This is a genomic window from Rothia kristinae, from assembly GCF_016028855.1.
Taxonomy (GTDB): domain Bacteria; phylum Actinomycetota; class Actinomycetes; order Actinomycetales; family Micrococcaceae; genus Rothia; species Rothia kristinae.
Genome location: NZ_CP065738.1, coordinates 1,574,307 through 1,597,843, shown reverse-complemented (window position 1 = coordinate 1,597,843; position 23,537 = coordinate 1,574,307). Strand labels below are relative to the sequence as shown.

At 71.8% G+C, this 23,537-nt stretch carries 19 protein-coding genes; 9 read left to right on the top strand and 10 right to left on the bottom strand.

All coding sequences use genetic code 11. From position 1 onward, the window contains the following. Positions 1-60 precede the first annotated feature (60 nt). The 9 genes from gatB to I6G21_RS06975 all read right to left on the bottom strand — a co-directional run bounded on the left by gatB (position 61) and on the right by I6G21_RS06975 (position 11,035). Positions 61-1,563, bottom strand: a complete 1,503-nt coding sequence (gene gatB, locus I6G21_RS07015; RefSeq protein ID WP_055684382.1) for an Asp-tRNA(Asn)/Glu-tRNA(Gln) amidotransferase subunit GatB — start codon at positions 1,561-1,563, stop codon at positions 61-63. Further along, complete coding sequence (gene gatA, locus I6G21_RS07010) at positions 1,563-3,137, bottom strand: Asp-tRNA(Asn)/Glu-tRNA(Gln) amidotransferase subunit GatA (protein ID WP_055684445.1); 1,575 nt, start codon at positions 3,135-3,137, stop codon at positions 1,563-1,565. The genes gatB and gatA overlap by 1 nt, the downstream gene beginning before the upstream one ends. A gap of 10 nt (positions 3,138-3,147) precedes the next feature. Then, positions 3,148-3,444 (bottom strand): Asp-tRNA(Asn)/Glu-tRNA(Gln) amidotransferase subunit GatC, encoded by a 297-nt coding sequence (gatC, locus tag I6G21_RS07005; protein WP_055684381.1) that lies wholly within the window; start codon positions 3,442-3,444, stop codon positions 3,148-3,150. Positions 3,445-3,668: 224 nt separating this feature from the next. Continuing rightward, on the bottom strand, positions 3,669-4,415 hold the full coding sequence (locus I6G21_RS10815; RefSeq protein ID WP_055684380.1) for a transglycosylase family protein: 747 nt from the start codon (positions 4,413-4,415) through the stop codon (positions 3,669-3,671). Positions 4,416-4,829: 414 nt separating this feature from the next. Continuing rightward, the gene (gene ligA, locus I6G21_RS06995) at positions 4,830-7,097 is read right to left on the bottom strand and encodes an NAD-dependent DNA ligase LigA (protein ID WP_055684379.1); all 2,268 of its coding nucleotides are present in this window, start codon (positions 7,095-7,097) and stop codon (positions 4,830-4,832) included. A gap of 70 nt (positions 7,098-7,167) precedes the next feature. Next, entirely contained in the window at positions 7,168-8,208 is a 1,041-nt protein-coding gene (locus I6G21_RS06990) for a PP2C family protein-serine/threonine phosphatase (protein ID WP_064724923.1), read from the bottom strand. Beyond that, the gene (locus I6G21_RS06985; protein WP_055684444.1) at positions 8,205-9,347 is read right to left on the bottom strand and encodes an adenylate/guanylate cyclase domain-containing protein; all 1,143 of its coding nucleotides are present in this window, start codon (positions 9,345-9,347) and stop codon (positions 8,205-8,207) included. The genes I6G21_RS06990 and I6G21_RS06985 overlap by 4 nt, the downstream gene beginning before the upstream one ends. Positions 9,348-9,512: 165 nt before the next feature. Continuing rightward, complete coding sequence (locus I6G21_RS06980) at positions 9,513-10,004, bottom strand: PH domain-containing protein (protein ID WP_055684378.1); 492 nt, start codon at positions 10,002-10,004, stop codon at positions 9,513-9,515. Continuing rightward, entirely contained in the window at positions 10,001-11,035 is a 1,035-nt protein-coding gene (locus I6G21_RS06975; RefSeq protein WP_055684377.1) for a biotin--[acetyl-CoA-carboxylase] ligase, read from the bottom strand. The genes I6G21_RS06980 and I6G21_RS06975 overlap by 4 nt, the downstream gene beginning before the upstream one ends. Before the next feature lie 145 nt (positions 11,036-11,180). On the opposite strand from I6G21_RS06975, the gene I6G21_RS06970 reads away from it, so the two are divergent. The 8 genes from I6G21_RS06970 (at position 11,181) to I6G21_RS06935 (ending at position 21,063) form a co-directional block, all read left to right on the top strand. Further along, positions 11,181-11,483, top strand: coding sequence for a YciI family protein (locus I6G21_RS06970; RefSeq protein ID WP_055684376.1), 303 nt, complete (start codon positions 11,181-11,183; stop codon positions 11,481-11,483). A gap of 82 nt (positions 11,484-11,565) precedes the next feature. Further along, the gene (locus tag I6G21_RS06965; RefSeq protein ID WP_055684375.1) at positions 11,566-13,188 is read left to right on the top strand and encodes an acyl-CoA carboxylase subunit beta; all 1,623 of its coding nucleotides are present in this window, start codon (positions 11,566-11,568) and stop codon (positions 13,186-13,188) included. Continuing rightward, complete coding sequence (locus tag I6G21_RS06960; RefSeq protein WP_055684374.1) at positions 13,185-13,427, top strand: acyl-CoA carboxylase subunit epsilon; 243 nt, start codon at positions 13,185-13,187, stop codon at positions 13,425-13,427. The genes I6G21_RS06965 and I6G21_RS06960 overlap by 4 nt, the downstream gene beginning before the upstream one ends. A gap of 78 nt (positions 13,428-13,505) precedes the next feature. Further along, positions 13,506-15,236, top strand: coding sequence for a DUF885 domain-containing protein (locus I6G21_RS06955; RefSeq protein WP_081275360.1), 1,731 nt, complete (start codon positions 13,506-13,508; stop codon positions 15,234-15,236). Positions 15,237-15,289: 53 nt separating this feature from the next. After that, the gene (locus I6G21_RS06950; protein WP_081275359.1) at positions 15,290-16,738 is read left to right on the top strand and encodes a dicarboxylate/amino acid:cation symporter; all 1,449 of its coding nucleotides are present in this window, start codon (positions 15,290-15,292) and stop codon (positions 16,736-16,738) included. A gap of 66 nt (positions 16,739-16,804) precedes the next feature. Further along, positions 16,805-17,515 (top strand): Maf family protein, encoded by a 711-nt coding sequence (locus tag I6G21_RS06945; RefSeq protein ID WP_375542918.1) that lies wholly within the window; start codon positions 16,805-16,807, stop codon positions 17,513-17,515. 105 nt (positions 17,516-17,620) lie between these two features. Further along, a complete protein-coding gene (locus I6G21_RS06940) occupies positions 17,621-19,438 on the top strand; it encodes an acetyl/propionyl/methylcrotonyl-CoA carboxylase subunit alpha (RefSeq protein ID WP_055684373.1) in 1,818 nt (605 codons plus the stop codon). A 158-nt stretch (positions 19,439-19,596) separates the two neighbouring features. Further along, positions 19,597-21,063: an MFS transporter gene (locus I6G21_RS06935; protein ID WP_129357858.1), complete on the top strand. Its 1,467-nt coding sequence runs from the start codon at positions 19,597-19,599 to the stop codon at positions 21,061-21,063. A 99-nt stretch (positions 21,064-21,162) separates the two neighbouring features. Here the strand turns inward: I6G21_RS06935 and I6G21_RS06930 are convergent, their stop codons facing one another. Next, positions 21,163-22,587 (bottom strand): NAD(P)H-quinone dehydrogenase, encoded by a 1,425-nt coding sequence (locus I6G21_RS06930; RefSeq protein WP_375542952.1) that lies wholly within the window; start codon positions 22,585-22,587, stop codon positions 21,163-21,165. A 97-nt stretch (positions 22,588-22,684) separates the two neighbouring features. Here I6G21_RS06930 and I6G21_RS06925 point away from each other — a divergent pair, with 97 nt between their 5' ends. Continuing rightward, positions 22,685-23,527, top strand: coding sequence for a purine-nucleoside phosphorylase (locus tag I6G21_RS06925; protein WP_408015175.1), 843 nt, complete (start codon positions 22,685-22,687; stop codon positions 23,525-23,527). Positions 23,528-23,537 lie beyond the last annotated feature (10 nt).

The window sequence follows — 23,537 nt, the reverse complement described above, 5'->3', positions numbered from 1 at the left end:
GCGCCGCAGGGTCCCGCCCTGCCTCGCCCGGCCCCTCAAGCGGTCTCCCGGTGTCGGGGGCTAGCCCTGCACGCCGAGCTTCTCCAGGATCAGCTCGCGCACGCGGGCGGCGTCGGCCTGGCCGCGGGTGGCCTTCATGACCTGCCCGACCACCGCACCGGCCGCCTGGACCTTGCCGCCGCGGATCTTCTCCGCGACCTCCGGCATCGCCGCCAGCGCCTCATCCACGGCCGCCCCCAGGGCGGAGTCGTCCGAGACGACGGCCAGGCCGCGGGCCTCCACGACCTCGGCCGGGGTGCCCTCCCCGGCCAGGACGTGCTCGAGGACCTTCCGGGCGATCTTGTCGTTGATCTTGCCGTCCTCGATCAGCCCGTTCAGCTCCACCACGGTGGCGGGGGTGGCCCCCAGCTCGCCGGGCTCCACCTCGCGCTGCTTGGCCAGGCGGGCGATCTCGCCCATCCACCACTTGCGCGCCACGGCCGGGCTGGCCCCGGCGGCCACGGTCTGCTCGATCTCCTCGAGCACCCCGGCGTTGACGACGTCGCGGAACTCCTCGTCCGAGTAGCCCCACTGCTCCTTGAGCCGCTTGCGCCGCTGCGCGGGAGGCTCCGGCAGCTCCGCCCGCAGCCGCTCCACCCAGGCCCGGTCCGGCACGATCGGCACCAGATCCGGCTCCGGGAAGTAGCGGTAGTCGTCCGCGTCGGACTTCGGGCGTCCCGAAGTCGTGGAGCGGGTGTCCTCGTGCCACATGCGGGTCTCCTGCAGGATGGACCCGCCGGCGGCCAGCACCGCGGCGTGACGCTGGATCTCGTAGCGCACGGCCCGCTCCACCGAGCGCAGGGAGTTGACGTTCTTCGTCTCCGTGCGGGTGCCGAACGTCTCGGCGCCCTTGGGCATCAGGGACACGTTGGCGTCGCAGCGGACGTTGCCGCGCTCCATGCGGGCATCCGAGATCCCCAGGTTCTTGACGATCTCCCGGATCGCGGCCACGTAGGCCCGCGCCAGCTCGGGGGCGCGCTTGCCGGCCCCGGTGATCGGGCGGGTCACGATCTCGATCAGCGGCACCCCGGCCCGGTTGTAGTCCACCAGGGAGTACTGGGCGCCCTGGATGCGTCCGGCCCCGCCGTGGTGCCCGAGCTTGCCGGCGTCGTCCTCCATGTGGGCGCGCTCGATCTGCACGGTGAACACCGTGCCGTCCTCCAGCTCCACGTCCAGCGCGCCGTTCTCGCAGATCGGCTTGTCAAACTGGGAGGTCTGGAAGTTCTTCGGGGTGTCCGGGTAGAAGTAGTTCTTCCGGGAGAACTCGGTGACCTCGGCGATGTCGCAGCCCAGGGCCAGACCCAGCCTGATCGCGGACTCCACGGCCTGCTTGTTCACGCTGGGCAGCACCCCGGGCAGGCCCAGGGAGACCGGGCTGGTGTTGGTGTTGGGCACGTCGCCGAAGGCGTTGGGCGCCCAGTCGAACATCTTGGTGGCGGTGTTCAGCTCCACGTGCACCTCGAAGCCGAGCACCGGGTCGTAGGCCTCCAGGGCCTGATCGAAGTCCATCAGCTCATCGGTCATCACTCGGACACTCCTTCGGCGTCGGCCTCACCCGAGGCGGCGAGCAGGTCTTCCACGGCCGGGCGGCGCTGCAGCAGCGGAGCCCCCCAGGCCTTCTCCAGGGCGGCCTCCAGGCCGGCCGCGGCACGGTACATGCGGGCGTCCTCGCGCACCGGGGCGATGAACTGCACGCCCACCGGCAGGCCGTCGTCCTCGGACAGCCCCGCCGGGACGGAGATCGCGGGGACCCCGGCCAGGTTGATCGGGATCGTCGCGATGTCGGACAGGTACATGGACAGCGGGTCGTCGGTCTTCTCCCCGAAGCGGAAGGCCGTGGTCGGGGAGGTCGGGGCCAGCAGCACGTCGGCCTGCTCGAAGGCCGCGGTGAAGTCCTCGATGATGCGGGTGCGGGCTTTCTGGGCGGAGCCGTAGTAGGCGTCGTAGTACCCGGCGGACAGGGCGTAGGTGCCCAGGATGATGCGGCGCTTGACCTCCGGGCCGAAGCCGGCGGCCCGGGTCGCGGCCATGACCCGCTCGATGGTCACGGGGCCCTCCTCGGGCTCCACGCGCAGGCCCCAGCGCACGCCGTCGTACTTGGCGAGGTTGGAGGAGACCTCCGAGGACATCAGCAGGTAGTACGCCCCCAGGGCGTAGCGGTAGTGCGGCATGTCGATCTCCACGATCTCCGCCCCGGCCTCACGCAGCGCCTCCAGGGCGTCGGCCACGCGGGCGGCGACCCCGGGCTGGATGCCCTCGGCCTGCTGCAGCTGGCGGATGACGCCGATGCGCATCCCCCGGATCCCGCCTTCGGCGGCCCCGGCGCGGGCCTGGGCGGCGAAGTCCCCGACCTCATCCGGCAGGGAGGTGGAGTCCTTGGGGTCGTGTCCGGCGATCAGCTCGTGCAGCAGGGCCGCATCCAGCACGGTGCGCGCGTGCGGGCCGATCTGGTCCAGGGAGGAGGCCATCGCGATCGCCCCGTAGCGGGAGACCGATCCGTAGGTGGGGTGCACCCCCACGGAGCCGGTCACTGAGGCCGGCTGGCGGATGGATCCGCCGGTGTCCGTGCCCAGGGCCAGGGGCGCCTGGTGGGCGGCGACCGCCGCGGCCGCGCCGCCACCGGAGCCGCCGGGGATCCGGTCCAGGGCCCACGGGTTGCGGGTCGGGCCGAAGGCGGAGTGCTCGGTGGAGGAGCCCATCGCGAACTCGTCCAGGTTGGTCTTGCCCAGGATCGGCATCCGCGCCTGGCGGATCCGCTCGACGACGGTCGCGTCGTAGGGGCTGACCCACCCGTCGAGGATCTTCGACGCCGCGGTCGTGGGCTGCCCGGTGGTGACGATGTTGTCCTTCACGGCCACGGGGACGCCGGCCAGCGGGTGCAGCGGCTTCCCGGCGGCGCGATCTTCGTCCACGGCGCGGGCCGTGGCCAGGGCGCCCTCGGCGTCCACGTGCAGGAAGGTGTTCAGCCCGTCGGCCCGGCCGGTGGCCTCGATGCGCTCCAGGTGGGCGCGCACCAGCTGCTCGGAGGTGATCTCGCCCGCGGCCAGCAGGTCAGCGGCCTGGGCGGCGGTGAGGGTGGTGAGGTCTGCGGCGCTCATCGGCATCTGGCTACTCCTCCCCCAGGATCGCGGGCACCTTGAACTGGCCGTCCTCGGCGTCGGGGGCGCCGGACAGGGCCTCCTCCTGCGTCAGGGTGGGCCCGACGACGTCCTCGCGCAGCACGTTGGTCAGCGCGATGGGGTGGGCGGTCGGGGCGACGTCCTCCTGGGCGATCTCGGACACGGACTGCACGGATTCGACGATGACCTCGAGCTCGCGGGACATCGCGTCCAGCTCCTCGTCGGTCATGTCGATGCGCGCCAGCTCGGCCAGGTGGGCGACCTGCTCGCGGGTGATCGCAGACATGGATTCTCCTGCTCGGGTTCGGTGGGTGCGGGACCCCGCGCCCGGCGCGGGCGTCCCGCAGGTCAGTCTAGTAGCGCCGCCGCGGGCTAACCTCCCGGGCGGGTCCGCCGGAGCGCACCCGGGGACGCGACGACGCCCCGCTCCCCTTCCGCCGGAGCGGGAGGGAGGCGGGGCGTCGGACTCGGCGTCCGCTCAGCCGCGGGGGCCGGAGCGGATCAGGCGCTTCACGCGGCCGGGATCTCCAGAACCTGACCCGGGTAGATCAGGTTGGGGTTGGAGACGCTGGAGGCGTTGGCGTCGGCCAGGGACTCCCAGGACACGCCGTGGGCCGCGGCGATCGCGGACAGGGTGTCACCGGCCTGCACGGTGTAGGTGCCGGCAGCCGCGGTGTACTGGGTCTGCGCCGGGGCGGCCTGCTCGGTCTGCGCCGGGGCGGTGTACTGGGTCTGGGCCGGAGCAGCCTGCTCGGTCTGGGCCGGGGCCTGGGTCTCAGCCTTGGGGGCCTCGACCTGCTGGGCCTGGGCCGGGGCCTGGGTCTCAGCCTTGGGGGCCTCGACCTGCTGGGTCTGGGTCTGCGCAGCGGAGGTGCCCTGCTGCTCGGTGGCGCCAGCGGCGGAACCGCTGGTGTCGGCGGCACCCAGGCCGACGCCGCACACGGGCCAGGCGCCCTTGCCCTGGGTGGCCAGGACGTTCTCGGCCACGCGGATCTGCTCGGCGCGGGAGGCGTTCGCCGGGTCACCGGTGCCGCCGTTGGCGGCCCAGGTGGAGGCGGTGAACTGCAGACCGCCGGAGAAGCCGTTGCCGGTGGAGGTGCTCCAGTTCCCGCCGGACTCGCACTGGGCGACGGCGTCCCACTGGGCCTCGGTCGCAGCGTGGGCCGGCATGGACAGGGTCGCGGCGGCGGCGCCGCCGACGACGAGGGCGGCGGTGCCGCGGCGGACGTTACGACGGATGGTGGAAGTAGTCTTCACGATGCTCCTCGGGCCACCTGCGCTCCGTCCATCCCTGGACTTCTCCGCGCCGTCGTCTACCCATCGATGTGTGTGGGGATCTTCTCGAGGTGTCTGCCCTGTAGACGACTCCGGTGTACGGCAGCACCCAGCATATTCGGCCCCTGCACCATGCGCAGGATGACCAGCGTGATCGCCTCGCGGCGATGAACTTTGATAACGATACAATAACGATTTTGGGCTTGGCAACCAAAAATCGTGACGGAATCTTGACCTTCCGTCGTCCCGCCGTCGGAAGCACCTCAGCGGGTGTCCTTGGCAGGACGCGTGCCAGCCTAAGCGGACCCCGCGCAGGGGGTCAAGACCGCAGCCCATGGCGGGGGCCACAGGTCACGGGCCGGTCACGAACCCCGAAAGGCCCCGGAACCCGCGGAATCACGCGGCATCGAAGGGGGCCGGGCCCTCCCGCAGCAGCACCGCGAAGCCCTCCGCATCCAGGATCTTCACACCCAGCTGCTCGGCCTTCTCCAGCTTGGAGCCGGCGTTCTCCCCCGCCACGAGGAAGTCCGTCTTCTTGGACACGGAGCCGGTGGACTTCCCGCCGCGCCGGATGATCGCCTCCTTCGCGGAGTCCCGGGTGTAGCCCTCGACGGTGCCGGTGACCACGACCGTGACCCCCTCCAGCACCCTCGGCACGGTCTCGTCCCGCTCGTCCTCCATCCGCACCCCGGCCGCGGCCCACCGGTCCACGATCTCCCGGTGCCACTCCTCGGCGAACCAGTCGATCACGGCGTCGGCGATCACCGGGCCCACCCCGTCCGTCTCGGCCAGGGCCTCGCGATCGGCCGCGCGGATCGCGTCCATCGAGCCGAAGCGGGTGGCCAGGGCCCGTGCGGCGTTGGGACCCACGTGGCGGATGGACAGGGCCACCAGCACCCGCCACAGCGGCTGGGTCTTGGCCTTGGCCAGCTCCTGGAACAGGGTTTCGGTGTGCTTCTGGGGCTGATCCCGCCGCAGCCCCTTGACCCGCGCGGGGGCGTCCACCGGGATGCGCCCGTAGAAGTAGGGCACCAGCTCCTGCTCGCCGGTGCGCTGGAACCGGCCGTCGGCCCCGCGCACCCGCTTGCCCGCCTCGTCGGTGAGGAAGGTGTCCCGCCAGGTCTGCACCGGCTCCAGATCCTCGGGTCTCAGCTCGAACAGCCCCGCCATGGACACCAGCGGCGGTTCGGCGGGCTCGGCCGGCTGGGTCAGCGCCTGGGCCGTCTCCTCCCCCAGGGCGTCGATGTCCAGCACCGAGCGGGAGCCGATGTAGGCCAGGGTCTGCCACAGCTGGGCCGGGCAGGAGCGGTGGTTGGGGCAGCGCAGGTCCACATCCCCCTCCTTGGCCGGGGCCAGCCGCGTCCCGCAGGAGGGGCAGGTCTCGGGCATCCGGAACTCCCGTTCGGTGCCGTCGCGCAGGGCCGCCACGGGCCCCACGATCTCCGGGATCACGTCCCCGGCCTTGCGCAGCACCACGGTGTCCCCGATCAGCACCCCCTTGGCCTTCACCACGTCCTGGTTGTGCAGGGTGGCCATGGACACGGTGGAGCCTGCCACCTTCACCGGCTCCATCAGCCCGTACGGGGTGGCCCGTCCGGTGCGCCCGACGCTGACCTCGATGTCCAGCAGCCGGGTGTTGACCTCCTCCGGCGGGTACTTGAAGGCCACGGCCCAGCGCGGCACCCGGGAGGTGTGCCCCAGCAGGGCCTGGGTGCGGAAGTCATCCACCTTGACGACGATGCCGTCGATCTCGTGCACCAGATCGTGCCGGTGCTGCCCGTAGTCGGCGATGAACTCCAGGATCTGCTCCTCGGTCTCCAGCACCCGGGCATAGGGGCTCACCGGCAGCCCCCAGGAGGCCAGCAGCTCGTAGGCCTGCGACTGGGAGTCCGCGGACAGCTCCGTGCGGTGCCCGATGCCGTGGATGAACACGGACAGCCGACGCCGCGCGGTGACCTCCGGATCCTTCTGCCGCAGGGACCCGGCCGCGGCGTTGCGCGGGTTGGCGAAGGGCGCCTTGCCGGCCGCGACCAGGGCCTCGTTCAGCTCCCGGAAATCGGCCGAGGCGATGAAGATCTCCCCGCGCACCTCGATCTCCGCGGGTACGTCCTCACCGGTGAGCCGCTGGGGGATGGAGGCGATGGTCGCGACGTTGCGGGTCACGTCCTCCCCCGTGGTCCCGTCCCCGCGGGTCGCGGCGCGCACCAGGCGCCCCTCCCGGTACAGCAGGTTCACCGCCAGTCCGTCGATCTTCAGCTCGGTGAGCCAGGCCGGGCGCGCCCCGGGTCGCAGCCGCTCGATGGACTCCCGGGCCCGGGCCAGCCAGGCGCGCAGCTCCTCGACGGAGAACACGTCCTCCAGGGAGTACATCCTCTCCAGGTGCCGCACCGGGGCGAAGGCCTCGGAGACCTCCCCGCCGACCTCCTGGGTCGGGGAGTCGTTGGCGACCAGCTCCGGATGCTCGGCCTCCAGCGTCTCCAGCTCGCGGTACAGCGCATCGTAGGAGGCGTCGGAGATCCTCGGGGCGTCCTCCAGGTAGTAGGCGGTGCGCGCGGCGCGGACCTGCTCGATCAGCTCGGCGTAGCGGTCCTTCAGCCGCTCCTCGGGGATCTCGCGGTCGGCGTCGGCGGTGGCGTGCTGGGCGCGGGTCTTCTCGGTGCTCACGGCAGACCATTGTCCCCCATGGCCCCCGGCCCCGCCCACCGGGGGACGCGAGCGGGCCCGGGGCCGACGCTCAGCGCTCGGGATCGACCGTGGTCTCCTCCGGGGCCAGGGGGCCGTCCGGATCCTGGCCCGGGTTGAAGGAGTCCAGGTCCAGCACCCCCTCCTCCGGGGCGGTCTCGTGCACCCCGTCGGTGTCCCCGTCGCAGCCGTGGTCGGTGCAGGAGCCCGCCGGCACGGCGTCGGCGACGATCACGGAGATGTTGTCCCGGCCCCCGGAGCGCAGCGCGGCGGCCTGCAGCACGTCCGCGGCGTCCTTGGGGTGCTCCACGGTGGCCAGGACCTTGGCCATGTACCCGTTGGACAGCTCCCCGGAGAGCCCGTCCGAGCACATCATCAGCCGGTCCCCCACCTGGGCGGGGATGACCCAGAAGTCCGGCTCCCAGTAGTTCCCGGTGCCCAGCGCCCGGGTGATGACGTTGCGCCGCGGGTGGATCAGCGCCTCCAGGGCGGTGATCTGGCCGGTGTCCACGAGGTACTGCACCTCGGAGTGGTCCACGGTGATCTGCTCCAGGCTGATCCCCTCCACCGGGGACTGGGAGACGGACAGCGGCTCGTGGCTGATGGGCTGGTCCGTGTCCCGGCGCAGCCGGTAGGTGCGGGAGTCCCCCACGTTGAACACGATCCACAGGGGCTGCTCCCCGATGCGGGTCAGCCAGGCCCCGGTCAGCGTGGTGCCGGCGCGCATGCGTTCGGCCTTCTTGATGTTCTCGTCGGCCTCGCCGATCACGGCCTTGACCCGGCCGAGGACCTCCATGATCTTCGCGTTCAGGGCGGAGGTGGACTTGCGGCGGCGCCGGAACAGGCCCCGGGAGCTCTCCTCGGAATCCTCCTCGGCGGGCACGTCGAAGTGCTCGGTGCCGAACAGCGGGGCCTCGGCCAGGGTCTGCACGGCGATCGAGCTGGCGACCTCCCCGGCCTCGTGTCCGCCCATGCCGTCCGCGACGACGCAGAGGTTCCCGCGGGTGATCAGCGAATCCTCGTTGTTCTGACGGTGGCAGCCCTGATGGGTCGTGGCACCGATGCAGGTGGCCAGCTCGGCGGCAGTCGTCATTCGAAGTCAATCTCCAGTTCGGGGCCGATGCCCGGGTCCAGGACCACGGGTTGGACGTCTCCGAATCCGCGCACGTTGCGCACGCTCTGCGGACGCAGGACGAACCGCTCGTCTCCGCGCAGCACCTCGGCGGTGTCGGCATCGACCAGCACGACGCCGGGTTCGGCCAGGGCCACCAGGCGCGAAGCGAGGTTCACGGTCGGACCGTAGACGTCCCCCAGCCTAGGCAGGATCCGGCCCCAGACAAAAGCGACGCGGGCCTCCGGCAGGGCCGGATCCTCGTCGATCATCCGGGACAGTGCCAGGGAGATCCGGGCGCCGGCCTCCGGGGATTCGGTGAGGAACAGGATCTCATCACCCACCGTCTTGATGATCCGGCCGCCGCCGACCGCCACGATCTCGGCGCAGCGCTGCTCGAAGTGCTGGACCAGGCTGGCCAGGGTGGATTCGCCCATGCGCCGGGACAGCGAGGTGTAGGAGACGAGATCCGCGAAGCCGATCCCGCGCACCAGCGGCAGCGGGCGGAACCGGTCGTCCCCGTCCTCGTCCGCGTCTGCCTCACCGGGCTTCTCCGCCTTCAGCGCCAGACGGATCACCGCCGCGTTGAGCTGGCGACGGAAGCCGTAGTGGATCAGCTGATCCAGCTGCTCGATCAGCTGCGGCAGGATGGTGAGCAGGTGGCGCCGCGCCTCGGCGTCGGTGACCCCGCGATGGGCGACCATGTCCTCCACCAGCGCCTCGATCTGCCAGGCGACCATCCGGTCCGTCATCTGCCCCACCGACCGGACGATGGACATGACCCCGGACTCGGTGATGTCCGCGTTGTCCACCAGATCCGCCATGGTGCGCAGCGCCTCGACGTCGAAGGGAGTGAAGAAGACGTCCTCGTCCTTGAGGTTGGGCAGACCCAGGGCGCGCCACATCTTCCGCGCCCCGAGCAGGGAGACGTCCGCGGCCTCGGCCGCCTCCTCCCGGCGCAGGCTGCGGTTCTGCCCCAGCAGGGCGCGTTCCAGCGCCCCGACGGCCGCCTTGGCCTCCACGGAGCCGTAGAGGTTGGACTGGGCCGGGTTCGCGAGGTTCAGCTGGCTGGTCTGCGGTCCGGTGTAGACCGGTGCGTCCTCGGGAACGTCCTGGGGCACGATGAGCTCCACCTTCTTGGTCTCGGGGTCGGGGGTGCGGCGGATCCTCTGCGCGCGGTCGGGGCCGACGGGGCGGCGCGCCGCTGCCGACCGCGCAGGGGGCGGCGACGGTGCCGTCACTGCGACCGGACGGGTTGTCCAGGTCACAGGCCATGCATGAGAAGCCTACACCCCGGACCTCCTGCGTCGGCCGATGAACTCGGCCCGCTGCTGTTCGCACAGGCGCGCGAAGCGGGCGGGCTCCTTCTGGTGGGTCAGGTCGAAGGCCTGCCCGGGCAGCGCCACGCGCACCGTGCCGCTGCCCAGCACCCGGTGGAGCACCCCGCGCGGCCCGACGACGCCGAGCACGTGCTCCAACGGCAGCGCCAGGGGCCGTCGGGCCCGCAGGGAGCGGAAGATCACGATGCGACGGGTGGTCAGCGCGTATCCCGTGACCAGCCAGCGGCACATCCTGACCACGGCGTAGATCACGGCCGCGACCAGCAGGATCGGGCCCACCGGGGACCATGCCGGATACACCCCGGCGACCACCTGCAGGACACTGGCCAGGAAGATCGCGCCGAGCAGGGTCAGGGCGGGGCGCAGCAGCCGGGTGGGGTGGGCCCGATTGCAGGTCACGACCTCCTCCCCCGGCTCCAGCGGGGCCCGGTACCTCATGCCCACCGCCCTTCGGCGGATCCGGCGTCCGGGCGCAGGTGCACGACGTCGCCCACGGAGACCTCCTCGAGCGCCCCGTCCTCTCGGCGCACCAGGAGGGCGCCGTCGGCGGTGAGGTCCTCGGCCGTGCCGCGGAGGTCGGGCTGCCCGTCGCGCTGCACGCGCACCCGGCGCCCCAGGGTGTCCAGGCGGGGGCGGATCGCCTCCAGCAGACTCGGGCCGGGCCGCGGATCCCCCGCGGAGTCCTGCCCCATAGGCGAGTCCTGATCCACCGCGGAGGCGGGCAGCGGCCGGGACGGATCGCCGCCGACGGCCTCGAAGCGCTCGAGCAGATCCCGGAACCCGGCGATGAGATGGGCGGCCAGGATCGTGCGATCCACGACGGGCTCGGCTCGATGTCCCGTGCGGGCCTGATCCGTGCGGGTCAGCTCGGCCCGCAGGGAGGTCGCGGTGGGCACCGGCAGCTGGTCCCTCTCCAGATCGACGTTGATCCCGATGCCGACCACCACGCACAGGCGCCCTTGCGGGTCCGGGGCCACCCGCGCGAGGATCCCCGCGGTCTTGGCCCCGTCCAGCAGCAGGTCGTTGGGCCACTTGATCCGCGCCGGAAGGCCGGTGGTCGCGCGGATGGCTCGCTGCCCGGCCAGCGCCATGAGCAGGGTCAGCCAGTGCAGGGAGTCCGGCTCCAGGGTGCGCGGGCGCCCGGGGCGTTCGGGGCGCACCAGCGCCGAGAGCATCACCGAGCTGCGCGCCGGAGCCGTCCAGGTCCGGTCCCGCCGTCCCCGTCCGGCCCGCTGGTGCTCGGCCAGCAGGACGCTCCCGTGCACGGGACGCCGGATCGGATCCGCCAGTCGGCACACCAGCTCGTCGTTCGTGGAGTCCACCTCCCCCAGCACCTGCACGGGGGCCGCGCGCAGCAGCCGCGCCAGCTCCGGCACGACGTCGTCCGCGCCGGTCAGGACCTGCCGACGCAGCGGCGCCCGTGCCCCGCCCTGGGCGGGCTCGTGCGGGGCGGGGAAGTCTTCGGACACGGGATCTCTCCTTGGCAAGGGCCGGGTGGTGTGCCCGCGGCGGGCGCGGACGCGGACGGGGGTGTGAGCTAGTTTAGGAGGCGGAGCCGGGCGTCGGCTGGATGCGCCCGCCCCGACCCATCCCCGCCCGAGAGGACCCATCACCGTGAGCGAGCACTTCGCCGTCCTGTACAGCTACGGCCCGGCCGAGGCGCAGGCCGCGCACCGGCCGGCCCACCGGCGCTTCCTCGCCGGACTCCTGGATGAGGGGAAGCTACTGGTCTCCGGCCCGTTCACCGACGGCTCCGACCAGGCGCTGCTGATCCTGCGCGCGGAGTCCGAGGAGGAGGTGGCCCAGCTGCTGGACGAGGATCCGATGCGCACCGGAGGAGTGGTGACCGAACGCCGGATCCACCGCTGGAACCCGGTGCTGGGTACAGTGGGGGCACCGGAGGCGCCGACCAGTTGAGGCTGATCCGCTCCTTCGCCCGCGACCACGGCGCGCCGTCCCACCGTCCGCGCATCGATCCACATCGTCTGAGGAAGTGCCCATGACCGAAACCCCCGCCCCGCAGGACTCGAAGCAGCAGGACGGACCGGATCTGTCCACCACCGCCGGGCGCATCGCCGACTTCTACGCACGGCGCGAGGCCTCCCTGCTGCCCACGGGGCAGGCGCCGGTGGACCGGCAGCACTCCCGCGGCAAGTCCACGGCCCGCGAGCGCCTGGAGATGCTGCTGGACGAGGGCTCCTTCGTGGAGTTCGACGCCCTGGCCACCCACCACTCCACGGCCTTCGGGATGGAGAGGAAGAAGCCGCTGGGCGACGGCCTGGTCTCCGGCTACGGCACCGTGGACGGGCGCCTGGTGGCCGTGTACTCGCAGGATTTCACGGTCTTCGGCGGCTCCCTGTCCCGGGTCAACGGGGAGAAGATCGTCAAGGTGCAGAAGTTCGCGCTGCGCAACGGCTGCCCCGTCATCGGGATCAACGACGGCGGCGGGGCCCGCATCCAGGAGGGCGTGGACTCCCTGGCGATGTTCGCGGACATCTTCCGGATGAACGTGCGGGCCTCCGGCGTCGTCCCCCAGATCTCGGTGATCATGGGCCCGTGCGCGGGCGGGGCCGCCTACTCCCCCGCGCTGACGGACTTCGTGATCATGGTGGATAAGACCTCCCACATGTTCATCACCGGCCCGGACGTCATCAAGACGGTCACCGGCGAGGAGGTGGACATGGAGACCCTGGGCGGGGCGCGCTCCCACAACGCGGTGACCGGCACCTCCCAGTACCTGGCCGAGGACGAGGAGGACGCCTTCGACTTCCTGCGGGAGCTGCTGGAGTTCCTGCCGTCGAACAACCTCATGGACGGGCTGGTCCTGGAGCACGATCAGGACCCGGAGATCACCCCGGAGGATGAGGAGCTGGATGCCCTCGTCCCGGATTCGGCCAATCAGCCCTACGACATGCGCACCGTGGTGGAGACCGTGGTGGATGACGGGAACTTCCTGGAGATCCAGGGGCTGTACGCCCCGAACGTGATCACCGGCTACGGGCGGGTGGAGGGCCGCACCGTGGGGGTGGTCGCCAACCAGCCGATGCAGTTCGCCGGGACCCTGGACATCGCGGCCTCGGAGAAGGCCGCGCGCTTCGTGCGCCACTGCGACGCCTTTAACATCCCGATCCTGACCTTCGTGGATGTGCCCGGGTTCCTGCCGGGCACCGAGCAGGAGTTCAACGGGATCATCCGGCGCGGGGCCAAGCTGATCTACGCCTACGCGGAGGCCACCGTCCCGCTGATCACGGTGATCACCCGCAAGGCCTACGGCGGGGCGTACATCGTCATGGGCTCCAAGAAGCTGGGCGCGGACATCAACCTGGCCTGGCCCACCGCGCAGATCGGCGTGATGGGCGCCCAGGGTGCGGTGAACATCCTGTACCGCCGGGACCTGAAGAAGGTCGAGGAGGAGGGCGGCGACGTCGAGGCCGCTCGGGACGAGCTGATCCAGCGGTACGAGGAGGAGCTGCTGAACCCGTACCAGGCCGCGCAGCTGGGGTACGTGGACGCGGTGATCGCCCCGGCCGAGACCCGGGTGAACATCATCAAGGGGCTGCGGGCCCTGCACGACAAGCGCGCGGCGATGCCGGCCAAGAAGCACGGGAACATCCCGCTGTGAGTGCGCGACGGCATGAGGAGCAGGACCGGGCCCAGGAGCCGCTGTTCTCGGTGGTGCGCGGGAACCCCACCGAGGAGGAGCTGGCCGCGCTGACGGTGGTGCTGCTGCAGCGGCGGTCCGCCCCGAAGCCGGCCGCCAACCCGCTGGCGGAGGTGGGGCGGCTGCTGGCCCGGCGCCAGCGGCTGGGCGCCGGGCTGCGGCCCGGCCCCGGGTCCTGGAAGCGGGCTCGGCCGCGCTGAGCACGGCCCGGTGTCGAGCCGGAGGCCGACCCGCGACCCTGTCCCGGCAGCGAGCACCTCGGCGCTACAGTGGGTGCCATGACCGAGAACACTGTGACCGGTGTGACGCCGGACGAGCTGCCCGAGGCCCTGCGCCTGGACCGAGAGCGCACCGCCATCGACGAGGCCGCGGACGCCTACTACGAGGAATACCTGGCCCTGCATCCGGATGCCGCGACCATCGAGGGGCGGCCCGGGCACGAGACCGAGTACTCCGATTACTCCCCCGCCGGGGAGGAAGCCGACGTCGAGCTGGCCCGGCGCACCCTGGAGGCCGTCAACGCGCTGGAGCCGCGCGACGCGGTGGACCGGGTGACCCTGGACGTGCTCAACGAGCGCCTGGGCCTGCAGATCGAAGCCCACCTGGCCGGTCTGGGCGCGTGGGAGCTGAACCCGCTGGCCACGGAGGCCCACGGAATCCGCCAGATCTTCGACCTGATGCCGCAGGAGACCGCGCAGGACTGGTCGCACATCGTCGGTCGGATGGCCAACGTGCCCGCGGCCATCGACGGGTTCATCGAGACCCTGGAGCATCACCGGGAGGCCGGCCGGGTGGCCGCGGCACGGCAGGTGCGTCTGCTGGTGGAGCAGTTCCGCGCCTACGCGCAGTCCGGCGGATTCTTCGACGGGCTGGCCGAGCAGGCGGTGGCCGCCGACGCCGGGCTGGACGGGTCCGCGCAGGACGCGGCGAGGGCGGCAGCCGGCGCGTACCGTCGCCTGGCCGATCACCTCGAACAGGTGCTGCTGCCGGAAGCTCCGGAGGAGGACGCCGTGGGCATCGAGCGCTACCGGCTGCACTCCCGGCAGTTCCTCGGTGCCGAGGTGGACCTGGCCGAGACCTACCGGTGGGGTGTGGAAGAGCTGGAGCGGATCATCGCCGAGCAGGAGCAGGTGGCCGAGCAGATCCGCCCCGGGGCGAGCATCGCGGAGGCCAAGCGGGCCCTGGACGAGGACCCGGCCCGGCGCCTGGAGGGCACGGACGCCCTGCGGGAGTGGATGCAGAGGGTCTCGGATCGGGCCGTGGAGTTCCTGGCCCGGGAGCACTTCACGATCGAAGGCCCGATGCGCACCATCGAGTGCATGATCGCCCCGACCCACGACGGCGGGATCTACTACACCCCGCCGTCGGCGGACTTCTCCCGGCCGGGCCGGATGTGGTGGTCCGTGCCCGAGGGGGAGACGCAGTTCACCACGTGGGCGGAGACCTCCACCGTCTACCACGAGGGGGTTCCGGGCCACCACCTGCAGTTCGCCACGGGAGCGGCCCTGGCCTCCTCGGTCAACGACTACCGGGCGCACGGGGTGTGGGTCTCCGGGCACGGCGAGGGCTGGGCCCTGTACGCCGAGCGGCTGATGGAGCAGCTGGGATACCTTGAGGATCCCGGGGACCGGATGGGCATGCTGGACGGGCAGCGGATGCGCGCGGCGCGGGTGGTCTTCGACATCGGCGTGCACTGCGGCTTCGAGATCCCGCAGGCCTGGGCCGAGCGGATCGGGCACTCGGGGACGTGGACGGCCGAGGCCGGGCACGAGTTCCTGGCGCAGAACCTGGACATCTCCAAGGGGCAGCGGGAGTTCGAGTTCCACCGGTATCTCGGCTGGCCGGGCCAGGCCCCCAGCTACAAGATCGGCCAGCGCATCTGGGAGCAGCTGCGCGATGAGGCCCTTCAGCGCGGGGAGTCCCTGCGCGAGTTCCACACCCGGGCCCTGCTGATCGGCTCGGTGGGCCTGGACACGCTGCGTCGGGCGCTGCAGGATCCGGAAGCGTAATACGACGACGCATTTGGTTTACCGGGAAAGCATCCGCGCCTAGCCTGGAGCGCATGTCCGAACGCTCCACCGCGCCCACAGCGCGCCGCCGCCTGCCCTCCTGGATGACGAACTTCGGGGTCCAGATCCTCCTGGGCCTGCTCATCGGCGTCCTGCTGGGCTTCGCCGCCCTCGCCCTCGGCGGGGATCCCGAGACCTCCCCGAACTGGCTGATGACCACCCTGGACACCATCGGCTCCAGCTACGTCAGCCTGCTCAAGGCCGCCGTCGTGCCGCTGGTGGTCACCGCAGTGATCACCTCGATCGCCAACCTCTCCGCCGTGGCGAACGCGGCGCGCCTGGCGGTGAAGACCCTCCTGTGGTTCGCCGGGACCGCCCTGATCGCCGTGATCATCGGCATCGTGCTCGGCGTCGTCTTCCGCCCGGGGGTCGGCACGGGCCTGTCCACCCCGGACTCCTACACCGGCACCCAGGGGTCCTGGCTGGCCTTCGTCACCAGCATCGTCCCGGCCAACGTGCTCGGGCTGTCCGCGAGCACCCGGGAGACGGCCGACGGGCTGCACACCTCGGTGAGCTTCAACATCCTGCAGATCCTGGTGATGTCCGGGGCGGTGGGGATCGCCGCGCTGAAGATCGGCAAGCCGGCCGAGCCGTTCCTGAACTTCATGCGCTCGGCCCTGGCGATCGTGCAGAAGATCCTGTGGTGGATCATCCGCCTGGCCCCGCTGGGCACCCTGGGGCTGATCGGCACGGCGGTGTCCACCTACGGGTGGGCCACGATGGGCTCCCTGGCGAAGTTCGTGCTGCTGCTGTACGTGGGCCTGGCGATCGTGGGCTTCGTGGTCTACCCGCTGCTGGCCCGCCTCAACGGGCTGTCCATCCGCCAGTTCTTCACCGGGGTGTGGCCGGCCGCGCAGATCGGCTTCGTCTCCCGCTCCTCGATGGGCACGATGCCGGTGACCCAGCGGGTGGCCGAGCGCAACTTCGGCGTGCCCCCGGCCTACGCCTCCTTCGCCGTGCCCTTCGGGGCCACCACCAAGATGGACGGGTGCGCGGCGGTCTACCCGGCGCTGGCGGCGATCTTCGTCGCCCAGTTCTACGGCGTGCCGCTGGGGATCACGGACTACCTGCTGATCGTGGTGGTCTCCGTGCTGGGCTCGGCGGCCACCGCCGGGACCACGGGAGCCACGGTCATGCTGACCCTGACCCTGTCCACCCTGGGCCTGCCCCTGGACGGCGTGGGGCTGCTGCTGGCCATCGACCCGATCATCGACATGGGCCGCACCGCCCTGAACGTGACCGGGCAGGCGCTGATCCCGGCGATCATCTCCCGCCGAGAAGGCATCCTGGACGAGGACCTCTACAACGCTCCGCGCTCGACAGACTGGTTCGACTCCGATCTCACCGCCGCCCAGTGGGCGCAGGAGCACGGGGCGAACGCCGAGCAGACCGGGCAGGACGACGCCGTCGGGCCCCACGCCGAGCCCGCACGCCTGGGCTGATCCCGTCCGCCCGGGACGCCGCATCGAGGAGGTGCCCGCTTGCCCTCGGCCGCTAGGCTGGGGCGGGTGAGCACCTCCTCCCGCACGTCCGCGCCCGCCGACCCCTCCGGCTCCGTCGATCCCGATCGGCCCCTGCTGATCCTGGGCTCCCAGTCCCCCTCCCGCGCGCAGATCCTGCGCCAGGCCGGGCTGGAGTTCTCCGTCCTGGTCTCCGGGGTGGATGAGCCGGCAGCCGTGGAGGAACGGCGTCGGGCCCTCGGCCGGCAGCCCTCCCCCGCCGAGACCGCCGAGATCCTGGCCCGCACCAAAGCGCAGGCCGTGGCCAGGCTGCCGGAGGCCGCCGGGCACCTGGTGCTCGGCTGCGATTCCGTGTTCGAACTGGACGGGCGAGCCTACGGCAAGCCGGGCACCGGGCAGGCGGTACGCGAGCGCCTGCGGGCCATGTCCGGGCGCACCGGCATCCTGCACACCGGCCACTGGCTCGTGGACCGGCGCGACCTCGCTGCCCCGGCCGAGGGCACGGGGCTGTGCGTCAGCGCGCGCGTGTCCTTCGCCGCGATGACCCCGGAGGAGATCGACGCCTACGCCGCCACCGGCGAGCCGCTGTGGGTCGCCGGGTCCTTCACCCTGGAGGGGTACGGCGCCGCGTTCATCACCGGGGTCGAGGGGGACCCGCACGCGGTGCAGGGACTCAGCGTGCACGGGCTGCGCGAGCTGCTGGGCCGTCTCGGCGTGGGCATCCAGCGGCTGTGGCGCGCCCCCGAGCAGACTGCCTGAGCCGGCCCGCCGAATGCGGAGCACGGCCCGCGCGAGGCCCCGGCGCTTAGGCAAATGCTGAGTCCAGAGACTAAGCTCGCGCTGAGGATGATAAGGAGTTTCCCCGTGACCGATACCGTGTCCGCGCCGCAGGCGACCCCCGCAACCCGCTACGCCAGCGGTCCCGTGACCAAGGTGCTCGTCGCCAACCGCGGTGAGATCGCGGTGCGCGTGATCCGCGCGGCCCGGGACGAGGGACTGCCCACCGTCGCGGTCTACGCCGAGCCGGACCGGGACGCCCTGCACGTCAAGCTCGCGGATGAGGCCTTCTCCCTGGGCGGGTCCACCGCCGCGGACTCCTACCTCGTCATCGACAAGATCATCGACGCCGCCCGCCGCTCGGGCGCCGACGCCGTGCACCCCGGCTACGGGTTCCTCTCCGAGAACGCCGACTTCGCCCGCGCGGTGCAGCAGGCCGGACTGACCTGGATCGGCCCCTCCCCGGAGGCCATCACCGAGCTCGGGGACAAGGTGGCCGCCCGGCACATCGCCGAGAAGGTCGGCGCCCCGCTGGTGCCCGGCACCAAGGACCCGGTCTCCGGGGCCCAGGAGGTCCTGGACTTCGCCGACGAGCACGGGCTGCCCATCGCCATCAAGGCCGCCTTCGGCGGCGGGGGCCGCGGGATCAAGGTCGCCCGCACCCGGGAGGAGATCCCGGAGCTCTACGACTCCGCGGTGCGCGAGGCCACGGCGGCCTTCGGGCGCGGGGAGTGCTTCATCGAGCGCTTCCTCGACTCCCCCCGCCACGTGGAGACCCAGTGCCTGGCCGATGCCCACGGCAACGTCGTCGTCGTCTCCACCCGGGACTGCTCCCTGCAGCGGCGCAACCAGAAGCTCGTGGAGGAGGCTCCGGCCCCGTGGCTGTCCGAGGAGCAGCTGAGCAGCCTGTACACCTCCTCCAAGGCGATCCTCGCCGAGGCCCAGTACCAGGGGGCCGGGACCTGCGAGTTCCTCGTCGGGCAGGACGGGGTCATCTCCTTCCTGGAGGTCAACACCCGTCTGCAGGTGGAGCACCCGGTCTCCGAGGAGGTCTCCGGGCTGGACCTGGTCCGCGAGCAGTTCCGGGTGGCCCGCGGAGAGGAGCTGGGCTACGGGGACCCGGTGCTGCGCGGACACTCGTTCGAGTTCCGCATCAACGGGGAGGACCCGGGACGCAACTTCATGCCGGCCCCCGGCACCGTGGAGGTGCTCACCGTGCCCTCCGGTCCCGGGGTGCGCTGGGATTCCGGCGTGGTCCAGGGGGATGTGATCGGCGGGAACTTCGATTCCATGCTCGCCAAGCTCATCGTCACCGGGGCCACCCGCGAGCAGGCCCTGGAGCGCTCCCGCCGGGCCCTGGCGGAGCTGACCATCGAGGGGATGCCCACGGCCGCGACCTTCCACGAGGTGGTGGTCTCCGACCCGGCCTTCGCCCCCGCCGACGGCGAGCCGTTCTCCGTGCACACCCGCTGGATCGAGACCGAGTTCCACAACGCCATCGCCCCCTACGGAGGGGTGCCCGGCTCCGTGGATGAGGAGCAGGACGAGCGCGAGCGGGTGGTCGTGGAGGTCGGCGGCAAGCGCCTGGAGGTCCTGGTGCCGCACCTGGCCGGGGCCGGCGCCCCGGCGGCCAAGCCGGCCAAATCCCGCTCCTCCCGCCGCAGCCGGCAGTCCGCGGCCGCCGCGGCCAGCGGGGATGACCTGACCTCGCCCATGCAGGGCACGATCGTGAAGGTCGCCGTCAAGGACGGTGCGAAGGTCAGCGAGGGCGATCTGGTGGTGGTCCTGGAGGCCATGAAGATGGAGCAGCCGCTGACCGCGCACAAGTCCGGGAAGATCACCGGGCTGAAGGCCAAGCAGGGGGACACAGTCTCCGCCGGCGGGGTTATCGCGACCATCAAGTAGCCCCTCCGCCGGGATCCAGTCTCAGGATGCGGAACGCGTTGTCCAGCCTGTGAGCACCGCTCTACGCTGATGACACCCCGTTCCCATGGGCCCCGTCACCCGCCGCACCCGGTGGGCGACGGGGCCCGATCGCACCTGTTGATCCGCAAGGAGAGGCCATGTCCTCCACCCTGGTCGCCGAGGAGTCCCCGGGCTCCTCCCCCGCCGAGACCGATCCCGTCGCGCGCGTGCCCAAGCACCGCATCATCACCGCCTCGCTCGTGGGCACCACGATCGAGTTCTACGACTTCTACGTCTACGCCACCGCCGCCGTGGCCGTGTTCCCCGCCCTGTTCTTCACCGGGGCCGACGACACCACCCGCCTGCTGGCCTCGATGGCGACCTTCGCCGCGGCCTTCTTCGGCCGGCCCATCGGCTCGGTGGTCTTCGGGCACTTCGGCGACCGGATCGGACGCAAGGCCACCCTGGTGGGGGCCCTGCTGACCATGGGGCTGGCCACCTTCCTCATCGGCCTGCTGCCCACCTACCACCAGATCGCCTTCTGGGCCCCGGCGATGCTGACCATCCTGCGCTTCGCCCAGGGCCTAGGCCTGGGCGGGGAGTGGTCCGGGGCGGCGCTGCTGGCCAGCGAGTACGCGGAGCCGGGCAAGCGGGCCCGGGCCGCGATGTGGCCGCAGCTGGGCGCCCCGTTCGGCTTCATCCTCGCCAACGGCTTCGTGCTGGGCTTGACCACCTGGTTCGGCTTCAACTCCGCCCGGGACGGGGCGGACCTGAGCCACCCGTTCATGGTGTGGGGCTGGCGGGTGCCCTTCCTGTTCTCCGTCGTCATGGTCCTGGTGGGCCTGTACGTGCGGGTGCGCCTGGAGGAGACGCCGGTGTTCCGCCGGGCGGCCCAGCGCGGGGAGAAGGTCAAGGCTCCGGTGGCCGAGGTGTTCCGGGTGGCCTGGCGCCCGATGATCCTGGGCACCTTCATCATGCTGTCCTGCTACGTGCTGTTCTACCTGATGACCGCCTGGATCCTGTCCTTCGGCATCGGCAAGCCGGCGCAGGGCGGGCTGGGGATCGGCTACCACACGTTCCTGAAGATCCAGCTGGCCGCGATCGTGTTCTTCGCGGTGTTCGTCCCGATCTCCGGGTGGCTGGCCGACCGCATGGGGCGGCGTCGGCAGCAGCTGATCACCAACGTGCTGATGGTGGTGTTCGGGCTGAGCTTCGGGCTGTTCATGGCACCCGAGCGCATCGGCACCGGCGAGGCCGCGAACATCGGCGGGATCATCCTGTTCCTGTCCGTGGGCATGGTGCTGATGGGCCTGTCCTTCGGGTCCATGTCCGCGTACCTGCCGGAGCTGTTCCCCACCAACGTCCGCTACACCGGCTCCGGGATCTCCTACAACGTCGCCTCGATCCTGGGAGCTGCGATCACCCCGTACGTGGCGGTGTGGCTGAACGCCCACGGCGGGGTCGCCGCGGTCGGCTGGTACCTCTCCGGAGCGGCCGTCGTGACCATCGCGGCGCTGCTGCTCTCCCACGAGACCCGGGATCTGGACCTGGACAGCGTGGGCGCGGCCCCCGCCGACCGCCGGGAGCGGCCCGAGCTGGCCGAGGAGCCGGTCGGCCTGGTCTGAGCCGATCTCAACTCAGAGCCGACGCCGACGAGGCACGGGACGGGCGGGGCACCTCCTTCGGGTGCCCCGCCCGTCCCGTGTGTGCGCGGATCCCCCGGCTCAGCCGGGCATCACGTGCAGGCGGCGGGCAGCCTCGGACAGGGACCCGGACAGGGAGGGGTACACGGTGAAGGTGTCCGCGAAGGAGTCCACGTGGATCTTGTTGTGCACAGCGAGGGACACGGCGAAGATCAGCTCCGAGGCGCGCGGACCCACCACGACCCCGCCGATCACGGTGCCCGAGTACTTGCGGGCGAAGATCTTCACGAACCCGTCCTCCACGGCCATCATCTTGGCGCGGGGGTTGGTGCCCAGCTTCAGCATCACCACATCCGCCTGGTACTTGCCCGCGCGGATCTCCGCCTCGGTGACCCCCACGGTGGCGATCTCCGGGGAGGTGAAGATGTTGGAGGCCACCCGGTGGGACTTCAGCGGGGAGACGGAGTCGCCCATCAGGTGCGCGATCGCGATGCGCCCCTGCATCGCGGCCACCGAGGCCAGCGGGAGCACGCCGGTGCAGTCCCCGGCGGCGTAGACGTTCGGAGCGGTGGTGCGCGAGACGCCGTCCACGGCGATGTGCCCGGACTCGGTGGTGCGCACCCCGGCGGCCTCCAGACCCAGGTCCGCGGTGTTGGGGATCGAGCCCACGGCCATGAGGCAGTGGGACCCGGCGACCTTGCGGCCGTCGTTCAGGGTCACCACCACCCCGTCCTCGGTGCGCTCCACGGCCTCGGCGCGCGAGCGCGGCATGACCTGCAGCCCGCGGCGCTCGAAGACGTCCTCCAGCACCTGGGCGGCGTCCTCATCCTCCCCCGGCAGCACCCGGTCCCGGGAAGAGACCAGGGTGACCCGCGAGCCCAGGCCCCGGTAGGCGGAGGCGAACTCGGCGCCGGTGACCCCGGAGCCGACCACCACGAGGTGCTCGGGGATGGTCTCCAGGCGGTACAGCTGGGTCCAGTTCAGGATCCGCTCCCCGTCCGGGGCGGCGGTGGGGATCTCCCGGGGGTGGGCCCCGACCGCCAGCAGCACGGCCTCGGCCTCCAGCTCGTAGCTGAGCCCGTCCGCGTCGGTGACCTGCACGGTGTGCGCGGACAGCAGCTTCCCGGTGCCGTCCACGACCTTGACCCCGGCCTTCTCCAGGGAGCGGCGGATGTCCTTGGACTGCTCGGCGGCCAGGCGCAGCAGGCGCCGGTTCACCTTGTCCATGTTGACCTCCAGCTCCACGAGCTCATCGCCCTTGCGGGTGCGGATGCCCAGGGCCGGAGCCTCGGAGAAGCGGTTCATGGTGTCCGCGGAGGCGATCAGCGTCTTGGAGGGCACGACGTCGGTCAGCACGGCCGAGCCGCCCAGGCCCTGGCGCTCGATGAGGGTGACGTCCGCCCCGAGGGTCGCCGCGACGAGGGCGGCCTCGTAGCCGCCGGGTCCGCCGCCGATGACGAGCAGGCGCTGGGGTGCGAAGGATTCGTTCTGGCTCACACGCCTCATCCTCGCGCATCCACGCCCTGTCACCAAACCTCCGCGCACGCCGCGCGCGGCCGTGGAGTGCGGGCCTGACGCGGGGCCCGGCTGATACCGTGGTGGGGTGAACGACGACGCCGCGCAGCTGCCCTCCTCGCACCCCGATTTCCCGCCGAACCGCGCCGCCCGCGAGGCCGCGGAACGCCTGGCCGAGATCACGGGGGTGCCCCGCCACGATGTGGCCCTGACCCTGGGCTCCGGGTGGGGGGAGGCCGCCGAGCTGATCGGGGAGACCACCCACGAGATCCCCGCGGACCAGATCCCCGGCTTCCATGCCTCCGGGGTCGCCGGGCACAGCGGGACCCTGCGCTCGATCCGCACCGAGGACGGGCGCCGCGCCCTGGTGATCGGCGCCCGCACCCACTTCTACGAGGGCCGGGGCGTGCACGCCGTCGTGCACGGGGTGCGCACCGCGGCCGCCGCGGGGGCCCGGACCATGATCCTGACCAACGGGTGCGGCGGCCTGCAGCCCGACTATGCCCCGGGCCAGCCCGTGCTGATCCGCGACCACCTCAACCTCACCGCGGCCTCCCCGCTGGTGGGGGCGCACTTCGTGGACCTCACCGACCTGTACTCCCCGCGGATCCGGGAGATCGCCCGGGAAGCGGATCCGTCCCTGGCCGAGGGCGTGTACCTGCAGCTGCCCGGACCGCACTACGAGACCCCCGCGGAGATCCGCATGGCCCGCACCCTGGGGGCGGATCTGGTGGGGATGTCCACGGCCCTGGAGGCCATCGCCGCGCGCGCCGCCGGCATGGAGGTCTTCGGGATCTCCCTGGTCACCAACCTGGCCGCGGGGATCTCCGCCTCACCCCTGTCCCACGAGGAGGTCCTGGCCGAAGGCCGGGCCGCCGGCCCCCGCATCTCGCGCCTGCTCGCGCAGATCGTGGCGGGCCTGAGCTCCTGATTCGGGCTCC